We start from the raw sequence: 599 nt of genomic DNA, 5'->3' as shown, positions 1-599 counted from the left end.
TGGATCAAGCTGCAACAAAGGCGAGCCAAGTGCACAAGCCTCGATCCTATCCCCGGAAATTACATCAGGGCTTCAACCGCATGCGCGGTCGCCGGCGTAAGAATGGTGCGCCACTCAGCACAAAACTGCGAACTCGTATGTGATTGACGTTCCAGTGGTATTCGACAAAGCGCATCGATCGAGATTCGATCACCGCGCGTCCGCAAGGGCCCGCGGCTCGACGAGCAGGCCCTGTCGTTCGTAACGGCGGCGCGTGAAGGCGAACAGCACCCGATATGCCGTCGTCGTACGCTTCAGCAGAACGCGCCGCGTGAGCAGGGCATCGCCTGCCGGCCGAAATTCGAGATCATCGAGGCCAACGCAGTGCAGACACGCCGGGCCGGGAGGCTCCATCATCAGGAGACCGCCGGTGCCGCCACAGCGATGGCATGTCCACTCCATGTTCAACGGCTGGCGAACAACGCCTTCACCGAAACGATGCGGCCATCGAGCGGGCCGCGGGGCGTTTCAGCTGCGGCGCGCGCCGATCCGCGGCCTCGGCCTCCCACCGGGCGCTGTCTGCGAACACCACCGTGAAGACGTTCCTCGCTTCGTCTGAA

At 63.3% G+C, this 599-nt stretch carries 1 protein-coding gene; it reads right to left on the bottom strand.

Annotated features, from left to right (window positions below):
* Positions 1-189 precede the first annotated feature (189 nt).
* Complete coding sequence (locus tag H1B27_RS39790) at positions 190-396, bottom strand: hypothetical protein (RefSeq protein ID WP_197969792.1); 207 nt, start codon at positions 394-396, stop codon at positions 190-192.
* Between the last annotated feature and the right edge of the window lie 203 nt (positions 397-599).

This window comes from Bradyrhizobium diversitatis, assembly GCF_016031635.1.
GTDB lineage: Bacteria > Pseudomonadota > Alphaproteobacteria > Rhizobiales > Xanthobacteraceae > Bradyrhizobium > Bradyrhizobium diversitatis.
This window is presented reverse-complemented; position numbering and strand designations above follow the sequence as displayed.